Here is a 7873-nt window from a genome sequence, read left to right on the forward strand (position 1 = left end):
CCCCCGCGATGCCCGACAGCCTGCCGACCTTCCGGCCCCCGGGCCCCCATGACGCCGGTCATCCCGGCCCGCCTTCCCTGCTGCTGCTGCACGGCGCCGGCTGTGGCGCCTGGGTCTGGCGCCACGGCTTCGAGGCCAGCTGCGCGGAGGCCGGCCTCACGGTGCGGGCGCAGCAGTTCGACCGCGGGGCCGCGCAACAGGCCGGGCTGTCCGACTATGTCGAGCAGACGCGGGCCCTGTTGCGGGCCCAGGCCGGGCCGGTCGTGCTCGTCGGGCATTCGCTGGGCGCGCTGGTGGCGCAGCGGCTGCTGCTGGAGCCGCAGGTGCGCGGCGCCGTGCTGCTGGCGCCGGTGCCGCCCGAGGGACTGTGGTGGTCGAGCGCCCGGTTGGCCCTGGCCGATGCCGTTCTCTGGGCCGAGGCGGCACGGATGGACCTGCCGCCGGGCCAGGCCCCGGCGGAACTGGCGGCCGCCCTCTTCAGCGCCGCGATGCCGATGCCCGCGGCCCGTGCCGCCCTGGCGCGGATGGGCGGCGAATCCTCCCGCGCGCTGCTGGAGGCGCAATGGCCGCAGCCGGTGCCACCCGGCTGGCTGCACCGGCGGCCGGTGCTGGTGCTGGGCGCCGGGCAGGACCGGCTGATCCCGCCCGACGCGGTGCGCCGCTGCGCGCTCTGGCACGGCGTGCCGGTGGAATTCCTGCCGGGATGCGGGCATGTGATGATGCTCGAGCCGGGCGCCGAGGGCCTCGCGCGCCGCATCGCCGAATGGACCATGGCGCTGCGGGACGCCGGCTGAGAGCAGCCCTCAGCCCCGCAGGGCTTCCATGGCGCGCACGAAGGCCCGCCAGTCGTCCTTGCGCGCCGCCGCGCGCGGCGTGCCGTCCGGCGCCTTGGCATAGAGCGTCAGCACGCCCTTGGCCCAGAGCCCGTCGAACAGCCGCTCGTCCGACAGCGCCAGGGCGGCCGACCGCTCGAAGACGCCGGCCTTCACCCGGGGCTGCACCTTCCACAGCCACCACCCCATGCCGGCCACCAGCAGCAGCATGCCGACATGGACGTTCACCAGCTTCATGCCGATGATCGCCACCACCAGCAGGCCGACCGGCCAGACCAGGTTCTCGCCGTAGCGATAGACGGGGGAGCCGGGGGAATTCATCTTGCGGATATGGATGCCGAGCTGGACCCGGTCCTCCCGGATCTGCTCCCGCAACACCTCTAGTTCGTTCATTCGCCTGTTTCGTTCATTCGCTGGCCGAGACCTCCCGAGCTGCCGCGCCCTCCGGGAAGGCGGCGCGCATCAGGGCCCTCGTATACTCCGCCCGGGGCGCGCGCATCACCTCCTCCGCCTCGCCCGTCTCCACCACCTGGCCCCCCTTCAGCACCATGATCCGGTGCGCCATGGCGCGCACCACGCGCAGGTCGTGGCTGATGAAGAGATAGGCCAGGCGGTGCCTGGCCTGCAGGCCGCGCAGCAGCTCCACCACCTGCGCCTGCACCGACACGTCGAGCGCGCTGGTCGGCTCGTCCAGCACCAGCAGGCGCGGCTGCAGCACCAGGGCGCGGGCGATGGCGACGCGCTGCCGCTGCCCGCCGCTGAACTCGTGCGGATAGCGCTGCGCCGTGGCGGGATCGAGCCCGACCTCCTCCAGCGCCGCCAGCACGCGCGCCTGCCGCGCGGCGGCGGAGAGCGAGGGCTCGTGCACCGCCAGGCCCTCGCCGACGATCTCGGCGATGCTCATGCGCGGCGAGAGCGAGCCGTAGGGGTCCTGGAAGACGATCTGCATCCGCGCCCGCAGCGGCCGCAGCGCGGCGCGCGACAGGCCCTGGATCGGCGTCCCCTCGAAGCGGATTGCGCCCTCGCTGGATTCGAGCTGCAGCAACGCGAAGCCAAGCGTCGTCTTGCCGCTGCCGCTCTCCCCCACCAGGCCGAGCGTCTCGCCCTCCCGCAGCGCCAGCGAGACGCCGTCCACCGCGCGCACCTCGCCGACCTGGCGGCGCAGCAGGCCGCGGCGGATCGGGAAGCGCACCCGCACCGCCTCGGCCTCGAGCAGGACGGGCGCATCGGGCGGCACCGGCGCCGGCGCCCCCCGCGGCTCGGTGGCCAGCAGCATCCGCGTGTAGTCGGCGCGCGGCGCCGCCAGCACCTCGGCCGCCCTGCCCTGCTCCACCACGCGGCCATGGCGCATCACCACCACCGCATCGGCATGGGCGCGGACGATGGAGAGATCGTGCGTGATCAGCAGCATCGCCATGCCGAGGCGCCGCTTCAGCTCGTCCAGCAGATCGAGGATCTGCGCCTGGATGGTGACGTCGAGCGCCGTGGTCGGCTCATCGGCGATCAGCAGCTTCGGGTCGTTGGCCAGGGCGGCGGCGATCATCACCCGCTGCCGCTGCCCGCCCGAGAGCTGGTGCGGGAAGGCGTCCAGCCGCTCGGCGGCATTGGGCAGGCCGGCGCGCCGCAACAGGGCGATCACCCGCTCGCGCAGCGCGGCGCCCCGCAGCGGCTGATGCAGCCGCACCGCCTCGGCCACCTGCCGGCCGATGCTGTGCAGCGGGTTGAGGCTGGTCATCGGCTCCTGGAAGACCATGCCGGCCACGCCGCCGCGCAGCCGCCGTAGCTCGGCCGGGCCGGCCCGCAGCACGTCGGTGCCGTCCAGCAGGACGCGACCGCGCGGATTGGCGCCGGCGGCCGGCAGCAGCCTCAGGCAGGACAGCGCGGTGACGCTCTTGCCGCTGCCGGATTCGCCGACCAGGGCAACCGTCTCCCCCGGCTTCACGGCGAAGGAGACCTCCTGGACCACGGTCTGGCCGCGAAAGGCGACGGAAAGATCCTCGACGCGCAGGATGTCGTCCACGCCCGCCGCCCTCACCGCCCGCCGCCCGGAAGCTTGCGCGGATCGAAGGCGTCGCGCACCGCCTCGCCCACGAAGATCAGCAGGGTCAGCACCCCGCCCAGCACGGCGAAGGCCGTCATGCCGAGCCAGGGCGCCTGCAGGTTGTTCTTGCCCTGCGTCACCAGCTCGCCGAGCGAGGGAGAGCCCGGCGGCAGGCCGAAGCCGAGGAAGTCCAGGCTGGCCAGGATGGTGACCGAGCCGGAGAGCAGGAAGGGCAGGAAGGTCAGCGTGGCCACCATGGCATTGGGCAGGATGTGGCGGATCATCAGCCGGGTGTCGGCGACGCCGAGCGCCTTGGCCGCGCGCACATAGTCGAGATTGCGGCCGCGCAGGAACTCGGCGCGCACCACGCCGGTCAGCGCCATCCAGGAGAAGAGCAGCAGGAAGAACAGCAGCACCCAGAAGCCCGGCGCGATGACGCTGGAGAGGATGATCAGCAGGAAGAGTTGCGGCATGCCCGACCAGATCTCGATGAAGCGCTGGAAGCCGAGATCCACCCAGCCGCCGTAATAGCCCTGCACCGCCCCGGCCGCGATGCCGATGACGGCGCTCAGGATCGTCAGCGTGAAGCCGAAGAGCACCGAGGTGCGGAAGCCGTAGATCACCCGCGCCAGCACGTCGCGCGCCTGGTCGTCGGTGCCCAGCGGATTGCGCCAGGAGGGGGGCGAGGGCGCGGGCCGGCCGAGATCGCGGATGATGGTGTCGTGGCGGTAGGGCAAGGGGGGCCAGAGCATCCAGCCGCCGCGCTCGGCCACCTCCTGCCGCAGCACCGGGTCGCGCCAGACGGCGGCGGTGGGGAAACCGTCGGGGATGATGTCGCTCTCGGCGTACTCGACGGCGACGGGGAAGAACCAGCGGTCCCCGACACGGGCCAGCAGGGGCCGGTCATTGGCGACCAGCTCGGCGCAGAGCGTGACGAGAAAGAGGGCGAGGAAGATCCAGAGCGACCACCAGCCGCGCCGGTTGGCGCGGAAATTGGCCAGCCGCCGGCGCGTGATCGGGCGCAGCGCCATCAGCGGCGGGCCTCGAAGTCGATGCGGGGATCGATCAGGGTATAGGCGATGTCGCCGATGAGCTGCATGAGCAGTCCGAGCAGGGTGAAGAGATAGAGCGTGCCGAACATGATCGGATAGTCGCGGCGGATCGCCGCCTCGAAGCCGAGCAGGCCGAGCCCGTCCAGCGAGAAGACGATCTCGACCAGCAGCGCCCCGGTGAAGAGGATGCCGATGAAGGCGGCCGGGAAGCCGGCGATGATCAGCAGCATGGCGTTGCGGAAGACATGGCCGTAGAGCACCCGCCGCTCATCCGCCCCCTTGGCCCGCGCCGTCAGCACGTATTGCTTGCCGATCTCGTCGAGGAAGCTGTTCTTGGTCAGCATCACCAGCCCGGCGAAGCCGCCCACCACCAGCGAGAGGGTCGGCAGCGCCATGTGCCAGGCATAGTCCAGCGCGCGCTGCCAGAAGGGCCATTCGGCGCTGCCGGACGAGGCGAGGCCGCGCAGCGGGAACCATTGCACGAAGGAGCCGCCGGCGAAGAGCACCGCCAGCAGGATGGCGAAGAGGAAGCCGGGGATCGCGTAGCCGACCAGCACCACGCCCGAGGTCCAGGCATCGAAGGCGGTGCCGTCGCGCACCGCCTTGCGGATGCCGAGCGGGATGGAGACGAGGTAGATGATCAGCGTCGACCACAGGCCGAGGCTGATCGAGACCGGCAGCTTCTCCAGCAGGATGTCGATCACCGGCCGGCCCTGGAACAGGCTGCGGCCGAAATCGAAGCGCAGATAGCCGCCGACCATGTCGAGGAAGCGCTCATGCGCCGGCTTGTTGAAGCCGAACATGGTCTCGATCCGCGCCACCAGCGCCGGGTCCATGCCCTGCGCGCCGCGATACTGGCCGACAGGCCCGCCCCCTCCGCCCCCCTGGGGCATCCCCTGGGGCATCCGCAGCTCGCCCTGCCCCTCGCCCGAGAGGCGCCCGATGCCGCTGCCACCCTGCCCGCGCAGCTCGGCCAGCATCTGCTCAACCGGCCCGCCGGGCGCGAACTGCACCACGGCGAAATTGATCAGGATGATGCCGAAGAGCGTCGGCACCAGCAGGAGGAGACGCCGCAGGAGGTAGGCGCCCATGCGCTATCCTTCAGGAAGACCAATGGCAGGAAAGCCAATGGCAGGAAGACCGGCGGCGGGAGGCGGGGGTGGGGCCATCCCCGGACCGCGCGGCACGGGTCAGGGCACCGCCCTGCGGTCCGCCGGCAGGGCACGGTCGCGCGCCGCGTCCACCCACCAGGCCGACAGGTCGAGGTTGTAGCGCGGGTTGCGCTCCGGCCGGCCGAACTTGTCCCACCAGGCGATGCGGAAGCTGCGGCTGTGCCAGTGCGGCACGACATAGAACCCCCAGAGCAGCACGCGGTCCAGCGCGCGGGTGCGGTCGATCAGCGCCTGGCGGTCCGGCGCGCTGATGACCAGCTCGATCAGCGCGTCCACCACCGGATCGGCGATCCCGATGGTGTTGCGGCTGCCCGGCTCCTTGGCCTTGGCGGAGGACCAGTAGTCGCGCTGCTCGTTGCCGGGAGACAGGCTCTGGCCGAACAGCTCGACCGTCATGTCATAGTCGAAATTGTCCATCCGCACCTGATACTGGGCGGGATCGACGGTGCGCGCCCGCGCCTCGATGCCGAGGCGCTGCAACGCCTGGATATAGGGCAGGGCCATGCGCTCGAAGGTCGGTCCGTCGAGCAGGATCTCGAAGCTGAAGGGCTCGCCCTTCTCGTTGACCAGCCGGCGATCCTTCACGCCCCAGCCCGCCTCCCGCAACAGGGCCAGCGCCTGGCGGGCGTTCTCGCGGCTGGCATTGCTGCCATCCGAGGACGGCACGCGGAACTCGGTGGTGAAGATCTCCTCCGGCAGACGCCCGCGGAAGGCGGAGAGCACCATCAGCTCGCCCTCGGAGGGCAGGCCGCGCGAGGCCAGCTCGGAATTGGAGAAGTACGAGGTGGTGCGCGTGTAGCTGCCGTAGAACAGGTTGGCGTTCATCCACTCGAAGTCGAAGACCAGCCCCAGCGCCTGGCGCACGCGGCGGTCCTGGAAGAGCGGGCGCCGGATGTTCATCGCGAAGCCCTGCATGCCGGTCGGCAGCTCGTGCGGGATCTCCTCGCGCTTCACCAGCCCCTGGCGCACGGCGGGGAAGTCGTAGGCGGTGGCCCAGTCCTTGGCGACGTTCTCCAGTCGGAAATCGACCTGCCCGGCCTTGAAGGCCTCCAGCGCCACGGTGCTGTCGCGGTAGTAGTCGAAGCGCAGCGTCTCGATGTTGTTGGTGCCCCGGCGCACCGGCAGGTCGCGGCCCCAGTAGTCGGCGACGCGGCGCAGGGTGACGCTGCGGCCCGGCTCGAAGGCCTCGATCCGGTAGGGGCCCGAGCCGAGCGGGATCTCCAGGCCGGGCTGGGCGAAGTCCTTGCCCTCCCACCAGTGCCGGGGAAGCACCGGAAGCTGGCCGAGGATCTGCGGCAGTTCCCGGTTGTCGGCCGTGCTGAAGCGGAAGACGATGCGGCGCTCCCCCTCCGCCACGGCCTCCGCGACATCGCCGTAGTAGCCGCTGAAATTGGGCCGCCCATGCCGGCGCAGCGTGTCGAAGCTCCAGACCACGTCGGCCGCGGTGACCGGCCGGCCGTCGTGCCAGCGGGCCCGCTCGTCCAGCTCGAAGGCGACGCCGCGCCCGTCGCGCGGGACCTCCACGAGTTTGGCCAGCAGCGGATATTCCGTGCTGGCCTCATCGAAGCTCGGCGTCATCAGCGTGTCGTAGATCGCCGCGACGGCGGCGGCCGGCGTGCCGCGCAGGATGAAGGGATTGAAGGAATCGAAGCTGCCGATGGCATGACGCACCATGGCCCCGCCCCGGGGCGCCGCCGGGTTCACCCAGGGCCAGTGGGGGAAGTTCTCCGGCAGGGCCGGCTCGCCCAGCAGCGACAGGGCATGGGTGCGGCGGGGCCCGGGCGGCGCCTCCGCCGGCGGCGGAGCGGCGGGAGCCTGCTGCGCCCGCGCGCGAGGCAGGACAGGGCCCAGGGCGAGGGCGAGGCCGGAAGCGAACAGGGGACGTCGGCGCATGACCCCTAGGATGAGGGTTCCTCCCCCGCAGGACAACCGCGGCGTCGCCCGGCTTGCTTTTTGAAACGCGGGCGAGGGGCGCGCCGCCGCCTCAGCCGGCCAGCAGCCCTGTCGCCTCCGGCAGCAGGGCGGCGTCGCCCACCGCCAGCACCTGTTGCGGGCCGGCCTCCTCCCCGGCGCCGAGCTGCAGCGGCCGCCCCTGCCAGTCGGTCATGCGGCCGCCGGCCGCCTCGACCACCGGCACCAGCGCCGCCCAGTCCCAGGGCCGGAGGTCGGATTCCACGACGAGGTCGACCAGGCCGAGCGCCAGCAGGCCATAGGCGTAGCAATCGCCGCCCCAGGTCACGCGGCGCGCCGCCGCCCGGAGGCGGGCGAAGCGCGGCGCCTCCGCCGCGGTGAACATCTCATGGCTGGTGCAGGACAGCTCCGCCTCGGCCAGGCGGGAACAGGGCCGGGTGCCGGGCGTGCCGCCCATCGGGCCGGTGAAGCGCAGCGGCGCCCCGGCCATGCCCAGCCAGCGCTCGCCGGTCGCCGGCTGGTCGATCAGCCCGAGCACCGGGCGCCCCCGGTGCAGCAGGCCGATCAGGCTGCCGAAGAGCGGCCGGCCGGTGACGAAGGCGCGCGTGCCGTCGATCGGGTCGACCACCCAGACATACTCGGCGCCGGCGCGCTCGGCGCCGTACTCCTCGCCGATCACGCCGTGCTGCGGGAAGCGCTCGGCCAGCAGCGCCCGGATGGCCCGCTCCGCCGCCTTGTCGGCCTCCGTCACGGGGCTGGCATCGCCCTTGGCCTCGACCAGCAGGCCGGAACGGAAAAGGGGGCGGATGACCGCCCCCGCCGCCCCGGGGGGGGGGGGGGGGGGGGCCGGGTGGGGCCGGGGGG

The 7873-nt window shown here is 72.4% G+C and carries 7 protein-coding genes; 1 reads left to right on the top strand and 6 read right to left on the bottom strand.

The annotated features are described in order from the left end of the window. The first annotated feature begins 8 nt into the window (after positions 1-8). Positions 9-794: an alpha/beta fold hydrolase gene (locus tag ACVMLK_RS11275; RefSeq protein ID WP_198367103.1), complete on the top strand. Its 786-nt coding sequence runs from the start codon at positions 9-11 to the stop codon at positions 792-794. A gap of 9 nt (positions 795-803) precedes the next feature. Here ACVMLK_RS11275 and ACVMLK_RS11280 read toward each other — a convergent pair whose 3' ends face one another. The 6 genes from ACVMLK_RS11280 to ACVMLK_RS11305 form a co-directional block, all read right to left on the bottom strand. Then, positions 804-1226: a hypothetical protein gene (locus ACVMLK_RS11280; protein WP_198367102.1), complete on the bottom strand. Its 423-nt coding sequence runs from the start codon at positions 1224-1226 to the stop codon at positions 804-806. A 13-nt stretch (positions 1227-1239) separates the two neighbouring features. After that, positions 1240-2853 (bottom strand): ABC transporter ATP-binding protein, encoded by a 1614-nt coding sequence (locus ACVMLK_RS11285; protein ID WP_370592027.1) that lies wholly within the window; start codon positions 2851-2853, stop codon positions 1240-1242. Between the two features lie 11 nt (positions 2854-2864). Continuing rightward, positions 2865-3905, bottom strand: a complete 1041-nt coding sequence (locus ACVMLK_RS11290; protein WP_457486449.1) for an ABC transporter permease — start codon at positions 3903-3905, stop codon at positions 2865-2867. Further along, the gene (locus tag ACVMLK_RS11295; protein WP_457486450.1) at positions 3905-5017 is read right to left on the bottom strand and encodes a microcin C ABC transporter permease YejB; all 1113 of its coding nucleotides are present in this window, start codon (positions 5015-5017) and stop codon (positions 3905-3907) included. The genes ACVMLK_RS11290 and ACVMLK_RS11295 overlap by 1 nt, the downstream gene beginning before the upstream one ends. Before the next feature lie 99 nt (positions 5018-5116). After that, a complete protein-coding gene (locus ACVMLK_RS11300) occupies positions 5117-6991 on the bottom strand; it encodes an extracellular solute-binding protein (RefSeq protein WP_457486451.1) in 1875 nt (624 codons plus the stop codon). A gap of 91 nt (positions 6992-7082) precedes the next feature. Beyond that, a complete protein-coding gene (locus ACVMLK_RS11305; protein ID WP_457486452.1) occupies positions 7083-7817 on the bottom strand; it encodes an inositol monophosphatase family protein in 735 nt (244 codons plus the stop codon). Positions 7818-7873 lie beyond the last annotated feature (56 nt).

This window comes from Teichococcus aerofrigidensis (assembly GCF_054073225.1).